General features: G+C 79.2%; 1 pseudogene. It reads right to left on the minus strand.

Annotation, left to right across the window (positions count from 1 at the left end):
• Positions 1-1118, minus strand: a pseudogene (locus ABD308_RS30080) (family 2 glycosyl transferase); the annotation flags it as partial.

The following is a 1118-nucleotide window of genomic DNA, read 5'->3' on the forward strand; positions in this document are numbered from 1 at the left end:
CGGCCCCTGCGCCTGGGCGGCGGCGGCCAGCGCGGCGGCCTCCACCACGCCCTCGGGCAGGTCGTCGTCCTTGTGGCTGCGCCGGCCGGGCAGGGCCAGCACCAGGACGGTCAGGCCGAGCAGCAGCTGGGCCCAGACCCAGCCGGTGTGCAGCAGGCCGTCCTCCCGGGTGACGACCAGCTTGCCGCCGCCCGCCGGGAGCTTGAAGCCCTGCGCCCAGCCGTCGACGGTGACCGGCTCCAGGGCGGTGCCGTCCAGGGTGGCCTTCCACTCCGGGGCGGCGGACTCGGCGAGCCGCAGCACCCGGCCCTCGCCGCCGGCCGGCAGCGTGGTGTCGAGGTCGCGCTCGCCGGACGGGACGACGACGGGGACGGCGCCCGGGGCGGTGATCAGCGCGCGGGTGGCGGGGGTGCCGTCGACCTGCCAGAGCGCGGCGCCGCCGTCCTGGTTGGCCTTGACCAGGCCGGGGGTGGTGTCCAGGACTTCCTTGAAGGCGCCGATCAGCGGCTGGTCGACCAGCACGTAGGCGATGCCGTAGCGGGAGAGCGCGCCCGCCTGGTCGGCTCCGGAGCCGGCCAGCAGGCTGCCGACCACGCGGTCCAGGCCGGCCGTGGTGCCGGTGGCCGGGTCGACGGTGGACTCGGCCTGGCCGAGCGTCAGGCCCGCGCCGCGGACCAGGGTGTAGCTGACCGAGCCGCCCTTGGGGTCGCCGGTGACGACCAGGGTGCGGGAGCGGTCGGTGGTGCCGGCCTGCTCGGCGATGAAGGCGGGCACCTGGGCGGCGCGGCCGCGGTTCAGCGGGCCGTCGGCGCCGGTGACGGCCCACCAGAGGCCGGTGCCCAGCGGGGCGAGCACGGCGGCGGCCACCACCAGGGCGGCGACCGGCTGACGCCAGCCGAAGGCGATGCCGGCCACGCGGGCGTTGGCGCCGTCGGCGCCGATCGCGGCGGCGGCCAGCAGGGCGGCGGCGGCCAGCAGGGTGGCGGGGCCGGACCACGCGGGCACGGCCGGGCCGCCGGAGGCCGGGGTGACCGAGGTGCCGGCCACCGCGACGGCGAACAGCAGTCCGGCACCGGCGGCGCCCCAGGCGACGAGCACCGCGCGGCGGCGGTCGGCGG

Origin of the sequence: Kitasatospora putterlickiae (genome assembly GCF_039527695.1) — a bacterium.
Classification (GTDB): Bacteria; Actinomycetota; Actinomycetes; order Streptomycetales; family Streptomycetaceae; genus Kitasatospora; species Kitasatospora putterlickiae.